A 20,752-nucleotide genomic window follows, 5' to 3' on the forward strand; every position below is an offset into this window, starting at 1 on the left:
CAAAGGACAGCCCCGGATGGCGGATATGGGCACTCAGGCGCGGCGCAGCGCGATCTACCTGCTGGATCAGGTTCTGGGCGAGGGGCGTCTGTTGGCGGAATGCCTCTCGGCCGGAGCGTTGGACCGGCTGGCGCCCGAGGACCGGGCTCGCGCCCAGCGGCTGGCGCTGGAGACCCTGCGCGGATTGGAACGTGCCGACCGGTTGCTCAAAAAACATCTGCAAAAGGCACCCCCCCTACACGTACGCAACGCGCTGCGGCTAGGCACGGTCGAGCTGTGCCAGGGCGCTGCGGCGCATGGGGTGGTGAATTCCATGGTCGAGATCGTCGGCCACTCCCGCCGCCACGGACGCTTGAAAGGGCTGGTCAACGCGGTGCTGCGCAAGGTGGCTGCCGATGGCCCCGAGGCGTGGGACAAGCTGCGGGTGCCACGCCTTCCAGGCTGGCTGCGCGGTCCGTTGGTGCAAGCCTGGGGACCCGAGGCGGTGGCGGGTATGGAGCGTGCCCATTTCGCAGGTGCTCCTTTGGATTTGACCGTCAAGCCCGATGCTGAGAAGCCCGAAGGCGAGGAACTGCCAACCGGCACCATTCGGCTGTATGAGGCCGGGCAGGTCTCGGCCCTGCCGGGATTTGCCGAGGGCAACTGGTGGGTGCAGGACGCGGCGGCGGCGCTGCCGGTCAAGGTACTGGCGCCGCAACCGGGAGAGCGTGCCCTCGACCTCTGCGCCGCGCCGGGCGGCAAAACCATGCAACTGGCGGCTGCCGGGGTCGATGTTGCGGCGCTGGATATCTCGGAAACCCGCATGGCGCGGGTGCGCGAGAACCTGCTCCGTACTGATCTCAGCGCGGAACTGATCGTGGGCGATGCGCTGGAGCATGAGGGTCAATATGACGCCATCCTTCTGGACGCCCCGTGTTCCGCCACCGGCACCATCCGGCGGCACCCGGACCTGCCGCAGGCCAAGGACGGCTCGGACTTCGGCGCGCTGATCGAGTTGCAGGCAAAGATGCTCACGCATGCCTGGGGCCTGCTGAAGCCCGGCGGGCGGATGATCTATTGCACCTGCTCGCTGCTGCCGGATGAGGGCGAGGTGCAGGTGGAGGAAGCGCTGGACATGTTCCCAGACATGACCGCCGACCGTACCGCGCTGGACCTGCCGTGGATCGAACCCAGCTGGATCACCGAAGAGGGCGGCCTGCGCCTGCGCCCCGATTATTGGCCGGATCGGGGCGGCATGGACGGGTTCTACATCGCCTGTCTGCGCAAAGCGGCCTGAGCGGCACTCTTTCGGTGACTCGGCGCGGATCACCGGCTATTCTCGCCGCAAACGCCACCAGAGCGTAAGAGGCAGAGCGATATGTCCAACCCGGAGACCATGGCCAGCAGGTGGATGCGGTTTCAGAACCGTCTTCAAGCGCGGCTCAGCCAGCGCCGCAAACCGGTCGCAGGCTTCGTCTCACAGCCCGAGCCGCGCACTGTGGGCTCATTCGCGCGCGGGCGGCAGCTGGTGGCGGGAAATCTGCTGTTTGCGGGCTATCTGGTGGAATCGCGCGACAGCGGGCTGTGGGAGGTCGCGGCCCCAAATCCCGCATTCGATGCCGAGCGGCACGGCTTCGCCTGGCTCGACGATTTGGCTTCGGTGGGCGATGCCGCGGCCCGAGCCAAAGCCCAGCATTGGGTCTGGGGCTGGATCGAGACCCATGGCCGCGGCACCGGTCCGGGCTGGGTGCCGGACCTGACCGGACGCCGGGTGATCCGCTGGATCAACCACGCGCTGTTCCTGCTGCGCGGCGTTGACCCCGAGCAAAGCCAGGCCCTGTTCCGTTCGCTGGCGCAGCAGACCTGGTTTCTGTCGAAACGCTGGCAGGCGGCCACACCGGGCCTGCCCCGGTTCGAGGCGCTGGCGGGGCTGATCTATGCCGGGCTGGCGCTGGAAGGGCTCGAAGAGCTGGCCGATCCGGCGATCAAGGCCCTTGCCCGCGAATGCGAAAGCCAGATCGACGAACAGGGCGGGCTGCCCACGCGCAACCCCGAGGAACTGCTTGAGGTCTTTACCCTGCTGACCTGGACCGCCGCCTCTCTGCACGAGGTCGGGCGCGGTGCCCCCATGGCGCATACGGCGGCGATCCAGCGCATCGCACCGACGTTGCGCAGCCTGCGCCACACCGATGGCGGGCTGGCGCGGTTTCATGGCGGTGGGCGCGGGCTGGAGGGGCGGCTGGATCATGCGCTGGCCGCCAGCGGGGTAAAGCCGCAGCATCCTGTGGGTCTGTCGATGGGCTATGCCCGCTTGTCCACCGGACGCACCAGCGTGATCGTCGATGCCAGTGTACCGCCCCAAGGCCCGGCCTCATACAATGCCCACGCCTCGACGCTTGCATTCGAGCTGACCTCGGGCCGCCGCCCGCTGATCGTCAATTGCGGCTCTGGCGAGAGCTTCGGTCTGGAATGGCGCCGTGCTGGCCGGGCCACGCCCTCGCATTCGACTCTGTGCCTCGATGGCTACTCTAGCGCCCGGCTGGCCGACCCCGTGCCGGGTACTGCACTGGAGGCGCTGGTGGACAGCCCCACCAAGGTGCCGGTTGAGATCGACGATGCCCCGAACGGCATCCGCTTTCAGGGCGGCCACAACGGGTATTCCAAGGTCTTCGGCCTGACCCATGCCCGGACATTGGGGCTCAGCTTCGACGGGCGCGGGCTGTCGGGTGAGGATATGCTGCTGGCGATGGACGACACCGCCAAGCGCCGGTTCGACAAGGCGATGGATGCCTCGGGCCTCTCGGGCTTTGGATTCGATATCCGTCTGCATCTGCACCCGGATGTCGATGCGGCGCTCGATCTGGGTGGGGCGGCGGTGTCAATGGCGCTGAAAAGCGGCGAGATCTGGGTGCTACGCCACGATGGCAAGTGCATTTTGTCATTGGAACCCAGCGTTTATCTCGAAAAAGGGCGTCTGAAGCCACGCGCGACAAAACAGATCGTTCTATCCGGGCGCGCAATGGAGTATGCGACGCGCATCCGGTGGACGCTGAGCAAGGCGCAGGATACTGCGGTTGCGATACGCGACATCACCCGGGACGAGCCTGAATTCGACTGACGCCAAAAGGACCTTTGGACCCATGACCGACTTTCACCCCGTGCGCCGCGCGCTCCTTTCCGTTTCCGACAAGACCGGATTGGTCGAGCTGGGCAAGGCCTTGGCAGAGCGCGGGGTCGAGTTGCTGTCGACCGGCGGCACGGCACGCACGCTGCGCGAGGCGGGGCTGGAGGTCAAGGACGTCAGCGAGGTCACCGGCTTTCCCGAGATGATGGATGGCCGGGTTAAGACCCTGCATCCCGTGGTGCATGGCGGGTTGCTGGCGTTGCGTGACAATGACACTCACGTCGCCGCGATGGAGGAACATGGCATCGGTGCGATCGACCTGCTGGTGGTGAACCTCTACCCGTTCGAGGCCACGGTGGCGAAGGGCGCGGACTACGATGAATGCATCGAGAATATCGACATCGGCGGCCCGGCGATGATCCGCGCGGCCTCGAAGAACCACGCCTTTGTCAATGTGGTCGTGGATGTCGAGGATTACTCGTCGCTGCTGGATCAATTGGAAGAGAACTACGGCAAGACGTCTCTGGGTTTCCGTCAGTGGCTGGCACAAAAGGCTTATGCCCGCACCGCCGCCTATGACGCCGCCGTGTCGAATTGGCTGGCTGATGCGCTGAAGCTGGAGGCCCCCACGCGCCGCGCCTTTGCCGGAGACCTGAAGCAGACCCTGCGCTATGGTGAGAACAGCCACCAGCAAGCCGCCTTCTACACCGACGGCACCAATCGCCCCGGCGTGGCCACCGCCGTGCAGCATCAAGGCAAGGAACTCAGCTACAACAACATCAACGACACCGACGCCGCCTTTGAACTGGTGGCCGAGTTCGATCCGCGCGACAGTGCCGCCTGCGCGATCATCAAACACGCCAACCCTTGTGGCGTGGCCAAGGGCGCGACCCTGCTCGAGGCTTACAAGGCCGCGTTCGACTGCGACCGCACCTCGGCCTTCGGTGGCATCGTGGCGCTGAACCAGCCTCTGGATGCTGAAACCGCGCAGGAGATCACCGGCATCTTTACCGAAGTGGTGATCGCCCCCGGCGCCTCGGATGAGGCCAAGGCGATCTTTGCGGCTAAGAAGAACCTGCGCCTGCTGACCACAGAAGGGCTGCCGGATGTGACGACCCCGGCCAAGACCGTGCGTCAGGTGGCGGGCGGCCTGCTGGTGCAGGACAAGGACAACGGGTTTGTCGGCATGGATGACCTGAAGGTGATGACCAAGAAGGCGCCGACACCGGAACAGATGCGTGACCTGCTGTTTGCCTGGAAAGTCGCCAAACACGTCAAGTCGAATGCTATCGTCTACGTCAAGGACGGCGCCACTGTCGGCGTCGGCGCCGGTCAGATGAGCCGCGTGGACTCGGCGCTGATCGCCGCCAAAAAGGCTGAACGCATGGCCGAAGCGCTGGAACTGCCGCAACCGCTGACGATTGGCTCTGCCGTGGCCTCGGATGCGTTCTTTCCCTTCCCGGATGGGCTGATGGAAGCCGCCGCCGCAGGCGCCACCTGTGTGATCCAGCCGGGCGGCTCGATGCGCGATGATGAGGTGATCGCGGCAGCGGATGAAGCCGGGTTGGCGATGGTCTTCACCGGCATGCGGCACTTCCGTCACTGATGCGGTACGGTTTGCTCTTCTGGGCCACGCTTCTGGCCTTTTTGACCGATCAGGTCAGCAAGTATCTGGTGGTGCATGTGATGCGAGTCGAGCAGCGCGAGGTCATCGACGTGCTGCCGCCGCTGCTCACCTTCAAATACGGCGAGAATCGCGGCATCAATTTCGGTCTGTTTCAGGGCGATGGCGATACGGGCCGATGGATTCTGATCGGTATATCGCTGGTCATCTGCCTGGCTGTGCTGATCTGGCTGCGCCGGATCGCGCCATCGGTCTGGATGCTGCTCAGCGCCGGGCTGCTGATCGGCGGCGCGCTGGGCAACGTGCTGGATCGGGTGCTTTATGGCTATGTGCTGGACTTCCTCAACATGTCCTGCTGCGGCATCCGCAACCCTTATGTGTTCAACATCGCCGACATCTTCATATTCGCGGGCGCCATAGGTCTGGTGCTGCTGGATGGCAAAAAGGCCTCGTGACGGGCCGGGTGAAATGCGATAAAACCGCCTCAAACAGGCAGGAGAAGACCATGCGGACGCCGCTGGCAATGATCATGTTGACCGCCGCCATCGCGGTGTCGGGATGCGCGAACAAGGGGTTGAAGGTGCTGCAGTCGCCAGCAAACGGCCCCGATGAGTTCGCCGTGCTGCCGGTCAAGCCGCTGACCGCGCCGACGGATTACCAGTTCCTGCCCGCCCCCACGCCGGGCGCAAGCAACCTGACCGACCCGACCCCGCAGGCGGATGCGGTCGAGGCGCTGGGTGGCCGCGCTTCGGCCCTGGCCTCCAGCGGGATTCCGTCCTCCGATCAGGCGCTTGTCACCGCCTCCAGCCGCTATGGCGTGCCCGCTGACACCCGTCAGGTGCTGGCTCAGGAAGACGCAGATTTCCGCAAGCGGCGCGGCCGGTTCACGCAAATCCGGCTGTTCCCGGTGGACCGTTACGAACAGGTCTATCGCAAGCACTCGATCGACCCCTACGCGCAGGCCGAGGCGTTCCGCAAGCGTGGCTATCCCACCCCGTCCGCGCCTCCGGAAGAATGAATATTTCTTAACTTTCCGTCATCGCGTCTTGAACCCCTGCGCGTCCGCCGTAGTTTGACATCGTAACTCATCACGGAGGATGCCGCATGGTCCGGGCACTGGCGCTTGCCGCCGCCTTGTTCTCAGCAACTCCGCTTCTGGCCGAGGACAGCCAGGAAGCGGTCACCACATTCACGCTGGACAACGGCATGGATGTCGTGGTGGTCGAGGATCACCGCGCCCCGGTCGTGCAGCACATGCTGTGGTACCGGGCGGGATCGGCGGATGAACCCGTGGGCTCGTCCGGCGTGGCGCATTTCCTTGAGCATCTGCTTTTCAAGGCGACCGATACGCTTGAGGCAGGGGAGCTTTCGGCCACCGTCGCGGCCAATGGCGGCAATGACAACGCCTTCACCTCATACGACTACACCGCTTACTACCAGCGCGTCGCCGCCGACCGTCTGGAACTGATGATGCAGATGGAGGCGGACCGGATGCGCAACATCCGTCTGACCGAGCGCGATATCGCGACCGAGCGCGCCGTGATCCTGGAGGAGCGTAATCAGCGCACCGAAAACAACCCCCGCGCGCTGTTTGCCGAGCAGGTGAACGCGGCGCAGTATCTCAACCATCGCTACGGCGCGCCGATCATCGGCTGGCGGCATGAGATGGAGACGCTGGATATGGAGGACGCGCTGTCCTTCTACCGGACCTATTATGCCCCCAACAACGCCATCCTTGTCGTGACCGGCGACGTGAACCCCGATGAGGTCAAGGCGCTGGCCGAGCAATATTACGGTGTGATCCCCGCCAATCCCGACCTGCCCGAGCGCGTCCGCTCGCAGGAACCGCCGCAAACCGCCGAGCGCCGCGTGACCTTCCGCGACCCGCGCGTGGCACAGCCCTATGTTCAGCGCAGCTATCTGGCGCCGGAACGGGATGCGGGCGATCAGGAAAAGGCCGCCGCGCTTTATCTGCTGGCCGAGCTTCTGGGTGGCGGCACCACATCCTACCTGAACGAAAAGCTGCAGTTCGAAGATCAGAAGGTCGTCTATACTGGCGCGTTCTACCGGGGGGTCTCGCTCGACGACACCACCTTTGACCTGATCGTGGTCCCGGCCGAGGGCGTGTCCCTGCAAGAGGCCGAAGATGCCATGGATGAGGCCCTGGCCGATTTCATCGAAGAGGGGGTCAAGCAAGAGGAACTGGATCGGATCAAGATGCAGCTGCGCGCCGCGCTGATCTATGCGCGCGACAATGTGGACGGGATCGGCAACCGCTACGGACAGGCGTTGAGCAGCGGTCTGACGGTCGAGGATGTGCAGGCCTGGCCCGACACCCTGCAGGCCGTGACCGGCGAGGACATCATCGCCGCCGCCAACGAGGTGCTGCGCCCGGAAACCTCGGTGACCGGCTGGCTGATGCGCGATCAGGAGGTGACGCAATGAAGGCTCTATTCACAACCCTGATCGCCGTGGTCCTGGCGCTGCCGGCCCGGGCCGAAGTGGATATTCAGGAGGTGACCTCGCCCAAAGGCATCAAGGCCTGGCTGGTCGAGGAACCCTCGATCCCCTTCACCGCGCTTGAGCTACGCTTTCGCGGCGGTACCTCGCTGGATGCACCGGGCAAGCGCGGTGCAACCAATCTGATGACCGGGCTGATCGAGGAAGGCGCGGGCGACATGGATGCGCGCACCTATGCCCGCAAGCTGGAATCGCTGGCCGCGTCGTTCACTTATGACGTCGGCGACGACACCCTGTCGATCTCGGCCCAGTTCCTGACCGAGAACCGCGATGAGGTGATCGACCTGCTGCGCACCACCATCCTTGAGCCGCGCTTCGATCAGGATGCGGTGGACCGGGTGCGCGCGCAGGTGATCTCGGGCCTGCGCTCGGATGCCAAAGATCCTAACGACATCGCCGGGCGCAGCTTTGCCGCCATGGCCTATGGCGATCACCCCTACGCCAGCGAGGGCAAGGGCACGATCGAAAGCGTCTCGGCCCTGACACGCGATGATATCGTGGCCGCCCATCGCGGCGCGCTGACCCGCGACCGGCTCTATGTCGGGGCGGTGGGCGATATCACTCCGGAAGAACTGGGCGTGCTGCTGGATCACCTGTTGGGCGACCTGCCGGAAACCGGCGCACCGATCCCGGGCAAGGCGGATCTGAGCATTCCTGGCGGGGTCAGCGTGGTCGAGTTCGATACCCCGCAATCGGTGGCCCTGTTCGCCCAGACTGGCATCGACCGGGACGATCCGGAGTTCTTCGCGGCTTACATCCTCAACCACATCATCGGCGGTGGCGGGTTCGAAAGCCGCCTGATGTCCGAAATACGCGAAAAGCGCGGGCTGACCTATGGCGTCTACTCTTATTTGGTGCCCAAGGACCTGGCCTCTCTCTATCTGGGCTCGGTCGCCTCGGCCAATGACCGAATCGCCGAAGCGGTTGAGGTCATCCGCGACGAGTGGGCGCGCGCGGCAACGGAAGGCGTCACAGAGAAAGAGCTTGAGGACGCCAAGACCTATCTGACCGGCGCTTATCCGCTGCGGTTCGACGGTAACGGCCAGATCGCGGGTATTCTGGTGGGGATGCAGATGGAGGATCTGCCCATCGACTACATCGCCACCCGCAACGACAAGGTGAACGCGGTGACGCTGGACGAGATCAACGCCTTTGCGCGCAAATTCCTCGATCCCGACGGGCTGCATTTCACCGTGGTGGGCAAACCGGTGGGTCTGGAAACCACGAACTGAGCGGGGCGGATCAAGGCGTTTGCAAACGCCTTGAAGCGGTTTGAAAACCGTTTAAGCCGCTTCAAGTGGCTTCCGCCGGCTTAGACGTCACAAGAAAAGGTCTTCAGGTCTTACGAGACATCGACCGCAGCATCTGCCCAATCATCTGCCCCGGGCGGCCCGAGCCGCGTTGATAGAGCGCGCCATCCACCGCCAGCACCGTGCCGCTGATGTAGCTGGCCATGTCCGAGCCCAGAAACAGGCAGGCATTGGCGACGTCCTGCGGCTGACCCCAGCGGCCCAAGGGCACGTCCGCTTTGAACTTGGCTTCGGCATCCGGCGTGGGGGCCAGCCGTTTCGCGCCCTCGGTGCCTTCGATGAAGCCCGGCACCACCGAGTTCACCCGTATCCCCTCGATCCCCCATTCCATCGACAGGGTCCGGGTGATCTGGTCCACGCCCGCCTTCGCCGCACAGACATGGGCCTGCCCTTCATAGGGCAAATAGGATTGTGGTGCCGAGATGTTGATGATGCTGGCGCCGGGGCGCTTGAGGAACGGATACGCCTCTTTCATCACATGGATTGTGCCCATCAGGTCGATATCGATCACCGTTTTGAACGCATTGATCGACATCTCTGCCGCCAGCGCCGGGAAGTTCCCTGCCGCGCCCGAGACCAGCACGTCGAAATCGCCGAACGCTTCGTGGAACTGCTTCAGGCCACCCGCCACGGCCTCGGCATCGCGCACATCGAAGGCGACGCCTATGGCGTCTGCCGCGCCCAATTCCTTCAGCGCGGCGACCGTATCGTCCACCTTCTCCCGCGACCGGCTTGCCACCGCCACTTTCGCGCCCGAGGCCGCGAACCCCTCGGCAATGCCCCGATTGATGCCGCTGGTGCCGCCGATAACGATGACGGTTTTTTCGGAAAAATCCATTTGAGGCCTCACTGTAATGAACTTCTTAGCGTTACCTCTCCAGCGAAGTAGTCAGAGGTCAATCAACCTTTTTGCTTCGTTCAAGGCTGTATCGAGTTTATCAAACTTGCTGCTGATATTCGGCTCGACTCTAACTTCGTATGTTACTTCTTCTTCGGGATCGTATCGTGGAGCGAACTCCCGAAGAGTATAAAGGCCGTTTTTGTCACTCACGACTTCGATTATTCGAGAGCCGCACTCGGAGTACACTCTGCGGTCATCGATCACGGCGTTAAGACCTGAAGCAAAACACTTACCAATTTTTTACTCCCATTCGTGGGAGCCCTACTCGCCGTAGGGCACCCAAATGTTCTTGATTTCGGTCGCAGCCTGCAGGAACCGGCGGGAATGGTCTATGCTCCAGTCAAAAGCCGTCGCGTTATTGACCCAGGTCCGCTTGATGTTGCCTGCCGCCGCCTTCTCGATCTCACCCGAAAGGTCGGTCGAGGAGAAGCTCCACACCGCATCCACGTTCAGATGCGCCGCCAGCGGCTTCGCGATCTCGGCATGGCTGCCGGTCAGGATATTGACGACGCCCGCAGGCACGTCCGAGGTCTCGAGGATCTGATAGAAATCCGTCGCCGCGAGCGGGTAGGGCTCGGATGCTGCCAGCACCATCCGGTTGCCCATCGCAATCGCGGGTGCCATGGCCGAGACCAGACCCAGCAGCGGCGCCTCATCGGCGCAGAGCGCACCGATCACGCCCACCGGCTCTTTCATCGCCAGCGCCACGCCCCGGATCGGCACACCATGCACCTGACCGTCATATTTGTCAGCCCAGGCGGCAGCGGTGAACAGACGCTGGAGCGAGGCCTCGACCTCTTTCGCGCCGGTCTTCTTGCCGACCATCGCGTCGATGCGCGCCGCGAACTCGCCGGCACGGGCCGACAGGTTCTCACCGATGTAATAGAGGATCTGCGCCCTCAGATGCCCGGTGGTCTTGCCCCACCCCTTGGCGCCCGCTGCAGCCTCGACCGCGTTGCGCACGTCCTTGCGGTTGGCCAGACCCACATGGCCCAGCAGGTCCGACTTGCCCCAGACAGGCCGCGAATAGCCGCCATCGGGCCGCGCCTGCTTGCCGCCGACATACATCTTGGCGGTGCGGTCGATGGGATCGACCGGGGCACCTTCGCCCGTCACCGCTTCGATCCTTGCCAGCGGCTTGGCCTTGCCCTTGGGACGGGTATAGGCGCTCAGGCCCTCCCAGCCACCTTCGCGGCCAAAGCCGCTCTCGCGAACGCCGCCAAAGCCGGCGGCGGCGTCGAACAGGTTGGTGGCGTTCACCCAGACCACGCCTGCAACCAGCTTAGGCGCGATATCCAGCGCGAGGTTGACGTTCTCGGTCCACACCGTTGCCGCCAGCCCGTAGCGGGTGTTGTTGGCCAGCTCCACCGCCTCTTCCGGGGTACGGAAGGTGGAGGACACCAGAACCGGGCCAAAGATCTCTTCCTGCATCAGCGGATCGCTGGTCTCCAACCCCGTGATCAGCGTTGGCGGATAGTAGCAGCCGTTCTCGGGCAACTCGCAGGCGGCGTGATGCGTGTGACCGGCGGTGTTGCTTTCGACCAGACCCTTGATGGTCTGCAACTGCACCGGGTCCACGACGGCACCGATGTCGATACACTTGTCCAGCGGATCGCCGACCCGCAGCTTGTCCATCCGCGCGCGCAGCTTGTCGTGGAACCGCTCGGCGATGCCCTCCTGCACCAGCAGGCGCGACCCGGCGCAACAGACCTGCCCCTGATTGAACCAGATCGCATCGACCAGCCCTTCGATGGCTGAATCGATATCGGCATCGTCGAACACGACATAGGCCGACTTGCCACCCAGCTCCAGGGTCAGCTCCTTGCCCGATCCGGCGGTGGCCTCACGAATACGGCGGCCCACCGAGGTCGAGCCGGTAAACGCGATCTTGTCCACGTCCGAGGCTACGATCATCTCGCCCACTGCGCCATCACCGGTAACGATATTGACCACGCCTTTCGGCAACCCGGCTTGGCAACAGATATCGGCAAATAGCAAGGCGGTCAGCGAGGTATACTCCGCAGGTTTCAGCACCACCGTGTTGCCCATCGCCAGCGCGGGCGCGATCTTCCACGCTAGCATCAGCAGCGGGAAATTCCACGGGATGATCTGGCCGCAAACACCCAGGGCCTCGGCCTCGGGCAATTCGCTTTCCATCAACTGCGCCATACCGGCGTGATAGTAGAAATGCCGCTGCGCCAGAGGGATGTCGATGTCCCTGCTCTCGCGGATCGGCTTGCCATTATCCAAGCTCTCCAGCACGGCAAAGAGGCGCGAATGCTTCTGCAACAGCCGCGCGATCGCATAAAGATACCGGGCCCTGCCCGCGCCACCCAGGCCCTCCCATTTCGGCTGCGCCTTGCGGGCAGCACCAACGGCAGCGTCCACATCGGCCTGCGTCGCCTGGCTCAGCGTTGCCAGCACCTCTCCGCTCGCCGGATTGCGGCTTTCGAACCCGTCACCGGGCTCGGTGAAGGCCCCGTTGATGAAATGACCGAACCGGTCGCCCTGATCCACCAGCCAGGCCAGTGCCTCGGCAACGCTTTCGGGGGCGGGGCCGTAATCCATCGTTTCGAAGATCTCTTTGACAGTCATGACTTCATCTTTTCCCAAATACTCACGGTCCGGACCTCAGCCACGGGGTTATCCGGCGGCATGTCTGTACCCGGCCGAATAGGCTCCGGTCACGTGGTGTTCCAACTGCCGCTCGATGTCGCCAAGCAAGGACGAGGCGCCAAAGCGGAACAGGTCAGGCTCCAGCCACCGATCGCCCAGTTCATCCTTGATCAGCGACAGGTATACCAGCGCGTCCTTGGCTTTCGAGATGCCGCCCGCAGGCTTGTAGCCCACCCGATACCCGGTGCGGTCGTAGAAATCGCGAATGGCGCGGATCATGACCAGCGAGACGGGCAGGGTGGCATTGACGCTCTCCTTACCGGTGGAGGTCTTGATGAAATCCGCCCCCGCCATCATGCAGACCAGCGAGGCGCGGGCCACGTTGCGCAACGAACCCAGCTCGCCCGTCGCAAGGATCGCCTTCACATGCGCCTCGCCGCAAGCGGTGCGAAACGCCTTCATTTCATCATAGAGCGCCTGCCAATCGCCCGACAGCACGTGGCGGCGCGAGATCACGATGTCGATCTCTTCGGCGCCCGCCTTCACGCTTTCCTCGATTTCAGCCACGCGCAGGTGGAACGGCGACAGGCCTGCCGGGAACCCGGTGGACACGGCGGCCACCGGAATGCCGGTGCCCCTGAGTGCGTCGACCGCCGTACCGATCATGTCGTGATAAACGCAGACCGCGCCTGTGGTGATCGGGTCCATCCCCAGACCGTCCAGCAACCGGCTGGAAACCGGCTGCCGTGCCTTGGCACAAAGCCGCCGCACCCGGCCAACGGTGTCGTCACCCGACAGCGTGGTCAGGTCGATCATCGTGATCGCCTTCAACAGCCATGCCGCCTGATAATCTTTCTTCACCGACCGCCGCCCCGGCAGCGTCGCGGCCCGGCGTTCGATGGCCGAGGTGTTGGCCTGCACCGCCCGCACCCAGTCCAGATCAAGCTCCATCCCTGGATTGCGGGGCTCGGTCACTTGCGGCAGATGCGCGGTGCGCTCAAGGCTCTGCGTTTCCATCATCGTTTCCTTTGGGAGGTTCAGGGCCAAAATCGCATGAGCCGCAGCGGAATGGCAAGCGGGCTTGGCGGGTCTGGGTTCAGATTTTTTGACCAAATGGACAAAAATATACCTTTCTTGCGAATAATTCTCAATTGCGTTGACATAATTGCGAATGGTTCGCATATTCATTCTCAACACAGCTAATGGGAGTCGTCATGATTCGTCGCAGCTTTCTTTTGGCACTGAGCCTGGTGATAAGCCTGCCGCTTGCCGCCTGGGCTGAAGCGCCGCTCAAGATCGTCGCCACCACCGGCATGATCGCCGATGCCGCGCGGCAGGTGGGTGGCGATCAGGTCGAAGTGAAGGGGCTGATGGGCCCTGGCGTCGATCCGCATGCCTATCGCCAGACCCGCAGCGACATCGTGGCGATGACCCGCGCCGATCTGGTGCTGTGGCACGGGCTCTACCTTGAGGCGCAGATGGAGGAGTTCTTTCACGACCTCGACCGCAGGCGCAACGTGGTGGCCGTGGCCGAAGGCGTGGACAAAGCCAAGCTGCGCGCCCATGACGACTATGCCGACAAATATGACCCGCATCTGTGGATGACGCCCGAGCTGTGGCGCGACGTGGTGATCGAGGTACAGGAGGCGCTGACCGAGGCGCGCCCCGAAGCTGCCGATCTTTTCGCCGCCAATGCCGAGGCGCATCTGGCTGATATCGACCGGCTGGCGGAGTATGCGCAAAAGACGCTGGCCACCGTGCCCGAGCACAACAAGGTGCTGGTGACCGCGCATGACGCATTCGGTTATTTCGGCCAGAGCTTCGGCTTTGAGGTGCTGGGCATTCAGGGCATCTCGACCCAGTCCGAGGCGGGCCTGAACCGGATCGGCGAACTGGTCGACCTGCTTGTTGACCGCAAGATCACCGCTGTTTTCGTGGAAAGCTCGGTCTCGGATCGCTCGATCCGTGCGCTTGTCGAGGGGTCCGCTGCCAAGGGGCATGAGGTCAAGGTTGGTGGTGAGCTGTTCTCGGACGCAATGGGCGAGCCCGGCACCTATGAGGGCACCTATCTGGGGATGCTCGATCACAACATCACCGTGATTGCCGGGGCGCTGGATGGCGACGTGCCCGCGCGCGGCATGGACGGCAAACTGTCGGCGGGGTTCTGAGCGATGCTGGATCTGGTAAGCGATCAGGGTGTAGCCGTCGAAGCACAGGCGCTCGGGGACAGCCCGCTGGCGATCCGGGGACTGACCGTGTCTTACGGGCAGAAACCGGCGGTGTTCTCGGTGGACATGACCGTGCAGCCCGGCGCGATGACCGCCATCATCGGGCCCAACGGGGCCGGCAAATCGACCCTGCTCAAGGCCGCTCTGGGCATCATCAAACCGCTCTCGGGTCAGGTGTCGGTCTTCGGCAAGCCGCTGGACGATCAGCGCGCCCGCATCGCCTATGTGCCGCAGCGCGCAAGTGTGGACTGGGATTTTCCCACCCGCGTCATCGACGTGGTGCTGATGGGGCTCTATCGCGAGTTGGGCTTGCTGGGCCGCCTGCGCGCTCGCCACACGGCAAAGGCGATGGACTGCCTGAACCGCGTTGGCATGCACGATTTTGCCGACCGTCAGATCGGCCAGCTTTCGGGTGGTCAGCAACAGCGCGTGTTCCTGGCCCGCGCGCTGGCGCAGGAGGCGGACCTCTACCTGCTGGACGAACCCTTTGCCGGGGTCGATGCGGCCACCGAAAAAGCCATCATCGGCGTGCTGAAATCGCTGCGCGAGGCGGGCAAGACCGTGGTCGTGGTGCATCACGACCTGGCCACCGTCACCGACTATTTCGACCATGTCTTCCTGATCAACACCCGCAAGGTGGCCGAGGGTGCGGTGGCCGAGGCCTTTACCGCCGACACGCTGCAAGCCGCGTATGGAGGCCGTCTGGCCACCGCGCAGGTGGATCAGCTGGCCAAGGCGCTGGGGTAATTTCATGCTCTGGGATGCACTGTTTCTCCAGCTTGGCTACAACGCCACGCTGGTGGCCATCGGTGCGACCCTGTTGGGGGTCTCGGCGGGCGTGACCGGCACTTTCCTGTTCCTGCGCAAGCGCGCGCTGGTGAGCGACGCGATCAGCCACGCTACCCTGCCCGGTGTCTGCATCGCCTTCATGGCCATGGTGGCGTTGGGCGGCGATGGGCGCAATCTGGTGGGCCTTCTGGCTGGATCGGCGGTGTCCGCCTGGGTGGGCCTTTTGTGTCTCAACTGGCTGACCCGCAACACCCGGCTGGCCGAAGATGCGGCCATCGGCGCGGTGCTGTCGGTGTTCTTCGGCTTTGGCGTCGTGCTGCTCACGGTGATACAGACCATGGGCGCGGGCCGTCAGGCCGGGCTCGAAGGGTTCCTGCTGGGCTCGACCGCGGGCATGCTCTGGGCCGACGCGCTGGTGATCGCCATCGGAGGCGCCGGTACGCTGGCGCTGATCCTGCTGATGCGGCGCCCGATGACGCTGGTGGCCTTCGATCCGGAATACGCCGCCGCGCGCGGGTTGCCCGTGGACCGGATCGACCTGGCCATGATGGGGCTGGTGATGGCGGTGACGGTGGTGGGCCTCAAGATTGTCGGCCTGATCCTGATCGTCGCCCTTCTGATCATCCCGCCTGTCACCGCCCGCTTCTGGACCGAACGCTCGGACCGAGTGGTGCTGCTTAGCGGTATCGCGGGGGGCTTGGCGGGCTATCTCGGCGCGGCGCTGTCGGCCTCAGCCCCGAACCTGCCCACCGGACCGATCATCGTGCTGGTCAGCTTTGCCTTCTTCGCGCTGTCGCTATTCCTCGCCCCGGGCCGGGGTGTACTGGCTGCCATCCTGCGCCACATGCGGTTCCAGCGCCGGGTGCACCTGCGGCAGGGGCTGCTGGCGCTGGCACAGGGCCAGCCGATCTACGAAAAGCTCACCCTGCGCTTGTTGCGCCGTGCAGGCCTCGCGCGCGCGGATGGTGTCGCAACCGATACCGGCAAGGCCCGCGCCGCCAAGGCCCTGCGCGACGAAAAACGCTGGGAAATCGTGCGCACCGATCTAGCGCATGAGGCCGCCGCAGCGCTCTATGACGGTCTGCGCGACATCGAGACCGTGCTGACCCGCGACCAGATCGCCGATATCGACCGCCGCATCGGCGGCCCGCAAGGAGTCCCGTCATGAGCGGAGAAGAGTTCGTCCCCCTCTCCCTGACCCCGCTCCTGATCGGGATCTTTGCCGCGGTCGCCTGCGCCCTGCCGGGCAACTTTCTGGTGCTGCGCCGTCAGGCCCTGATCGGGGACGCCATCAGCCATGTGGTGCTGCCCGGCATCGTGGTGGCCTTCCTGATCTCGGGCGTGATTGCCGCCTGGCCGATGATGCTGGGCGCGGCAGGGGCGGCGGTGGTCGCTGTGGTGCTGATCGAGGCGATCCGCCGTCTGGGCCGGATCGAACCGGGCGCGGCCATGGGCGTGGTGTTCACCACCATGTTCGCGGGCGGCGTGCTGCTGCTGGAGCAAACCGACACCTCGAAAGTGCATCTGGATGTGGAGCACGCGCTTTACGGCAATCTGGAAAGCCTGATCTGGCTGGACGCGACCGGATGGGCCTCGCTCTGGGATGCCGAGGCACTCTCGGGCCTGCCGGTGGAACTGCCACGCATGTTCGTGACCTTGATCGGGGTGATCCTGTTCACCTGGCTGTTGTGGCGCCCGCTGAAACTCTCGACCTTCGACGAAGGCTTTGCCCGCACCGTCGGCATCCCGACCGGCCTGCTGGGGCTGGCGCTTGTGATCGTTGCCGCCATCGCGGCGGTTGCGGCCTTCGACGCCGTGGGCTCGATCATCGTGATCGCCATGTTCATCTGTCCGCCCGCAGCAGCCCGTATGATGACCAACCAGCTTGAAGGCCAAGTCGCCTGGAGCGTGATTTTTGCCGTAATCTCAGCCGTTTCCGGCTACATCCTTGCAGGCTACGGCCCCCTCTGGATGGGCGGGGCGGACGCGGTTAGCGCAGCCGGAATGATCGCCACCATGTCGGGCCTGATCCTGGCACTGGCAGCTATATTCGGCCCTTGCAGGACCCGGACCGGAGCCCCCAGCCAGGCTTGATTTGGCGTTTTCCCGCCAATCGTCGGCTGCGGAAATCGGCTGAACCCTGCTCAGACACCTGACAATTCCGGTCAGGGGCTGTTTTCGTGCGGCACCTGTGTTGTGATGATTGGGCCGGAAGGGGCCAAGTAACCACCACCACTCACCAATCCGCCCGGCCGATCCCGAGACGGTTGCCACCATACGCGTGGGCTGGCACGGACGGGAGCGGTCGGGCGACCCCCTTTGCGGGCCTTATTTCTCATCAAACCGGTGGTAGAATCGCGACCAGCCATGCTAGGTATTGGGGTATGGCGCATGCAAACCCCAATATCGACGAAAATGGCCCTGCGGTCACTCGGCCTGCGATCCGGCAACTGGATGAGGCCGCAATCAACCGCATTGCCGCCGGAGAGGTGGTGGAACGCCCTGCCTCGGCGGTCAAGGAATTGGTCGAAAATGCCGTCGATGCCGGGGCCAGCCGGATCACAATCGATATCGCGGACGGGGGAAAGACGCTGATTCGCGTCACCGACGATGGCTGCGGGATCGCGGCAGAGGACCTGTCGCTGGCCTTGGCCCGTCATGCGACCTCGAAAATCGACGGCTCGGACCTGCTGAATATCCACACATTCGGGTTTCGGGGCGAGGCGCTGCCGTCGCTTGGTGCCGTTGGCCGCCTGACCATCACCAGCCGCGTTCCCGGGGCCGAGGCCGCCTCGATCCGCGTCGCGGGCGGGCAGACCGAGCCGGTGAGACCTGCCGCCCTGCGATCAGGCACGGTGGTGGAGTTGCGCGATCTGTTCTTTGCCACGCCCGCCCGGCTGAAATTCATGCGGACCGACCGGGCCGAGGCGCAGGCGATTTCCGACACCGTCAAACGCCTCGCCATGGCGGAACCTGCGATCACCTTCACCCTGCGCGACGTCTCCGGCGGCGGGGAAGGGCGCGTGGTGTTCCGCGCCGACCGCGAGAACGGAGACCTGTTCGACGCGTTGCACGCAAGGCTGGCGCGGGTGTTGGGGCGCGAGTTCGCTGAAAACGCCCTGCGCATCGACGCCACCCGCGACGGCATCCGGCTTTATGGCTACACGGCCCTGCCCACCTATTCGCGAGGTGCGGCGGTGGCGCAATACCTCTTCGTCAATGGCCGTCCGGTGCGGGACAAGATGCTGACCGGTGCCCTGCGCGCGGCCTATTTCGACTTTCTTAGCCGCGACCGCCACCCGGCGGCGGCGCTGTTTCTCGACTGCGATCCGACGCTGGTGGACGTGAATGTGCACCCGGCCAAATCCGAGGTGCGGTTTCGCGATCCCGGTGTGGCGCGCGGCCTGATCATCTCGGCCTTGCGGCACGCGCTGGCCGACGCGGGCCACCGCGCCTCATCCACCGTCGCGGGCGCCACCCTGGGCGCCATGCGCCCGGAGCCGGCCACCCCCGGCCCGGCGCGGGTCTACCAGATGGACCGACCCTCGGCTGGCGCCCGGCAGGCCGCCTATCAGGCTCAGGCGCCGGGATTTGCGGAGCTGTCGAATAGCTACAGTGGCCACGTGGTTGAGCCCGCACCGCGTGAAGACACCCATCCGGCGGATGCTGCACCCGCCGAGCCGCAAGCCGAACACCTGCCGCTGGGCGCCGCTCGCGGTCAGGTGCACGAGAACTACATTATCGCCCAGACCGCCGACGGCATGGTCATCGTCGACCAGCACGCCGCGCATGAGCGGCTGGTTTACGAAAAGCTGAAACACCAGATGGCCGAGAACGGCGTCCCCGCGCAGGCGCTGCTGATTCCCGAGATCGTGGAGCTCAGCGAGGGCGACTGTGCCCGCCTGATGGCCGTGGCCGAAGACCTGTCTAAGCTGGGCCTGACGGTCGAGCCCTTCGGTGGCGACGCCGTCGCGGTGCGCGAAACCCCGGCCATTCTTGGTGAGGTCAACGCCCGCGCCATGATCCTCGACATCCTCGACGAACTGGCCGATCAGGGCGAATCCCAGACGGTTCAGGCCCGGATCGAGGCGATCCTGTCCCGCGTCGCCTGCCACGGTTCGGTCCGCTCGGGCCGCCGGATGCGGGCGGAGGAGATGAACGCCCTGCTGCGCGAGATGGAGGCCACGCCCCATTCCGGCCAGTGCAACCATGGCCGCCCAACTTACGTAGAGCTGAAACTGGCGGATATCGAGCGGCTGTTCGGACGCAGTTGATCCCGCCGCCGGGCGGGGGTAAAAGAGAAGAAACAAAACAAGAACACGCAGGTTGAGATGATCGAGATTGCAGGTAAAATCTACGCCCTGGACGACCCGCAGGTGATCGCTACGCTTGCCGCAGGCGGCGCCCTGCTTCTGATCCTGCTACTGCTCTTCCTCGCCCTGCGCGCCGCCAACCGCTCGGCCCGCCTGGCCGCGCCGCTTTCGCAGCAAATGGCCTATCTGGGCCAGCATGTTCAGCAGCTTGGCCAGGGGCAGGAGCAGCTGCGCGGCGGGCTCCAGCACGTCTCGGATACACAGGCCAACGCGCAGGTGCAGATGGTCCAGACGGTCGAGGCGCGGCTGTCCTCGGTGCAGCAGCAGATGAACGACCGGCTGGCCGACAACGCGATGAAATCCGCCCGCGCGCTGGCCGAAATGCAGGAGCGGATGAAGGAGAGCCTGCACGGCTCGTCCAAACAGACGGCGACCTCGCTGACCCAGTTGCAGGAGCGGCTGGCGGCTATCGACAAGGCGCAGGACAATATCACCAAACTCTCGGGCGACGTGCTGTCCCTGCAGGACATCCTGTCCAACAAGCAGACCCGGGGCGCGTTCGGAGAGATCCAGCTCAACGACATCGTGTCCAAGGCGCTGCCCGCCGACAGCTACGCGCTGCAACACACGCTCTCGAACGGCAAGCGTGCCGACTGCCTGATCCACCTGCCCAACCCTCCGGGCCCCATCGTGATCGACAGCAAGTTCCCACTCGAGGCCTATGAGGCGTTGATTTCCGCCCGCAACGATGCGGAACTGAAAGCGGCGGTGCAGATGTTCCGAAGCTCGGTGCGCAAGCATATCAACGATATTGCCGAGAAATATGTGATCGACGGCGAAACAGCCGAAGGGGCGCTGATGTTTCTGCCTTCCGAGGCGGTCTATGCCGAGTTGCATGCCAAGTTCTCGGAACTGGTGCAGGAGGGGTTTGCGAAACGCGTCTGGATCGTCTCGCCCACCACCTGCATGGCGACCCTGAACACGATGCGCGCGATCCTCAAGGACGCGCGGATGCGCGAACAGGCGGGCGCGATCCGCAAGGAGCTGGGCCTGTTGCACAAGGATGTGGAGCGTCTGGGCGACCGTGTGGGCAATCTGGACCGGCATTTCGGGCAGGCGGCCAAGGATATCTCGGACATCAAGATCAGCGCCGAAAAGGCGGGCCGGCGCGCCCAGCGTCTGGACAATTTCGATTTTGAGGAACTGGCGCCTGATGACGGGTCCAACGTTGTGCCGCTGAGCAAGCCCGAGGCCTGATCGGTTTCGGATGCGCAGCAACGGAGGTCCCGGCGTTTAAGTAAAATGATCCGTTCTCACGAGGTTTCGTGGTCATATGATAGGCTACCGA

At 64.4% G+C, this 20,752-nt stretch carries 16 protein-coding genes; 13 read left to right on the top strand and 3 right to left on the bottom strand.

Features of this window, described 5'->3' with window-relative positions; genetic code table 11:
* Window positions 1-16 precede the first annotated feature (16 nt).
* From AB3N21_RS08705 to AB3N21_RS08735, 7 genes are all read left to right on the top strand, one after another.
* Window positions 17-1,276 (top strand): RsmB/NOP family class I SAM-dependent RNA methyltransferase, encoded by a 1,260-nt coding sequence (locus AB3N21_RS08705; RefSeq protein ID WP_367934858.1) that lies wholly within the window; start codon window positions 17-19, stop codon window positions 1,274-1,276.
* Between the two features lie 81 nt (window positions 1,277-1,357).
* Window positions 1,358-3,097, top strand: a complete 1,740-nt coding sequence (locus AB3N21_RS08710; RefSeq protein ID WP_367934859.1) for a heparinase II/III family protein — start codon at window positions 1,358-1,360, stop codon at window positions 3,095-3,097.
* 22 nt (window positions 3,098-3,119) lie between these two features.
* Window positions 3,120-4,709, top strand: coding sequence for a bifunctional phosphoribosylaminoimidazolecarboxamide formyltransferase/IMP cyclohydrolase (gene purH, locus AB3N21_RS08715; protein WP_367934860.1), 1,590 nt, complete (start codon window positions 3,120-3,122; stop codon window positions 4,707-4,709).
* Complete coding sequence (gene lspA, locus AB3N21_RS08720; RefSeq protein ID WP_367934861.1) at window positions 4,709-5,182, top strand: signal peptidase II; 474 nt, start codon at window positions 4,709-4,711, stop codon at window positions 5,180-5,182. The genes purH and lspA overlap by 1 nt, the downstream gene beginning before the upstream one ends.
* A 50-nt stretch (window positions 5,183-5,232) precedes the next feature.
* Entirely contained in the window at window positions 5,233-5,745 is a 513-nt protein-coding gene (locus tag AB3N21_RS08725) for a DUF3035 domain-containing protein (protein ID WP_367934862.1), read from the top strand.
* 86 nt (window positions 5,746-5,831) lie between these two features.
* Window positions 5,832-7,172 carry a M16 family metallopeptidase gene (locus tag AB3N21_RS08730; protein ID WP_367934863.1) on the top strand — a complete coding sequence of 447 codons (1,341 nt, stop codon included), beginning with the start codon at window positions 5,832-5,834 and terminating at the stop codon, window positions 7,170-7,172.
* Complete coding sequence (locus AB3N21_RS08735) at window positions 7,169-8,479, top strand: M16 family metallopeptidase (protein WP_367934864.1); 1,311 nt, start codon at window positions 7,169-7,171, stop codon at window positions 8,477-8,479. The genes AB3N21_RS08730 and AB3N21_RS08735 overlap by 4 nt, the downstream gene beginning before the upstream one ends.
* A gap of 103 nt (window positions 8,480-8,582) precedes the next feature.
* On the opposite strand, the gene AB3N21_RS08740 is transcribed toward AB3N21_RS08735, so the two are convergent.
* The 3 genes from AB3N21_RS08740 to deoC all read right to left on the bottom strand — a co-directional run bounded on the left by AB3N21_RS08740 (window position 8,583) and on the right by deoC (window position 13,091).
* Window positions 8,583-9,395 carry an SDR family oxidoreductase gene (locus AB3N21_RS08740; RefSeq protein ID WP_367934865.1) on the bottom strand — a complete coding sequence of 271 codons (813 nt, stop codon included), beginning with the start codon at window positions 9,393-9,395 and terminating at the stop codon, window positions 8,583-8,585.
* 324 nt (window positions 9,396-9,719) lie between these two features.
* On the bottom strand, window positions 9,720-12,053 hold the full coding sequence (locus AB3N21_RS08745; protein ID WP_367934866.1) for an aldehyde dehydrogenase family protein: 2,334 nt from the start codon (window positions 12,051-12,053) through the stop codon (window positions 9,720-9,722).
* Window positions 12,054-12,101: 48 nt separating this feature from the next.
* Entirely contained in the window at window positions 12,102-13,091 is a 990-nt protein-coding gene (gene deoC / locus AB3N21_RS08750) for a deoxyribose-phosphate aldolase (protein ID WP_367934867.1), read from the bottom strand.
* 197 nt (window positions 13,092-13,288) lie between these two features.
* Between deoC and AB3N21_RS08755 the strand changes: the two genes are divergently transcribed.
* The 6 genes from AB3N21_RS08755 to AB3N21_RS08780 all read left to right on the top strand — a co-directional run bounded on the left by AB3N21_RS08755 (window position 13,289) and on the right by AB3N21_RS08780 (window position 20,661).
* The gene (locus tag AB3N21_RS08755) at window positions 13,289-14,242 is read left to right on the top strand and encodes a zinc ABC transporter substrate-binding protein (protein ID WP_367934868.1); all 954 of its coding nucleotides are present in this window, start codon (window positions 13,289-13,291) and stop codon (window positions 14,240-14,242) included.
* Between the two features lie 3 nt (window positions 14,243-14,245).
* The gene (locus AB3N21_RS08760) at window positions 14,246-15,049 is read left to right on the top strand and encodes a metal ABC transporter ATP-binding protein (protein ID WP_367934869.1); all 804 of its coding nucleotides are present in this window, start codon (window positions 14,246-14,248) and stop codon (window positions 15,047-15,049) included.
* Between the two features lie 4 nt (window positions 15,050-15,053).
* Window positions 15,054-16,259 (top strand): metal ABC transporter permease, encoded by a 1,206-nt coding sequence (locus AB3N21_RS08765; RefSeq protein WP_367934870.1) that lies wholly within the window; start codon window positions 15,054-15,056, stop codon window positions 16,257-16,259.
* Window positions 16,256-17,185, top strand: coding sequence for a metal ABC transporter permease (locus AB3N21_RS08770; RefSeq protein ID WP_367934871.1), 930 nt, complete (start codon window positions 16,256-16,258; stop codon window positions 17,183-17,185). Before AB3N21_RS08765 ends, AB3N21_RS08770 begins: the two co-directional genes overlap by 4 nt.
* A 290-nt stretch (window positions 17,186-17,475) precedes the next feature.
* Window positions 17,476-19,365: a DNA mismatch repair endonuclease MutL gene (mutL, locus tag AB3N21_RS08775; protein ID WP_367934872.1), complete on the top strand. Its 1,890-nt coding sequence runs from the start codon at window positions 17,476-17,478 to the stop codon at window positions 19,363-19,365.
* A 57-nt stretch (window positions 19,366-19,422) separates the two neighbouring features.
* Window positions 19,423-20,661 (top strand): DNA recombination protein RmuC, encoded by a 1,239-nt coding sequence (locus AB3N21_RS08780; protein ID WP_367934873.1) that lies wholly within the window; start codon window positions 19,423-19,425, stop codon window positions 20,659-20,661.
* The last annotated feature ends 91 nt before the right edge of the window (window positions 20,662-20,752 follow it).

The sequence above is a fragment of the Ruegeria sp. genome (assembly GCF_040830605.1).
GTDB lineage: Bacteria > Pseudomonadota > Alphaproteobacteria > Rhodobacterales > Rhodobacteraceae > Ruegeria.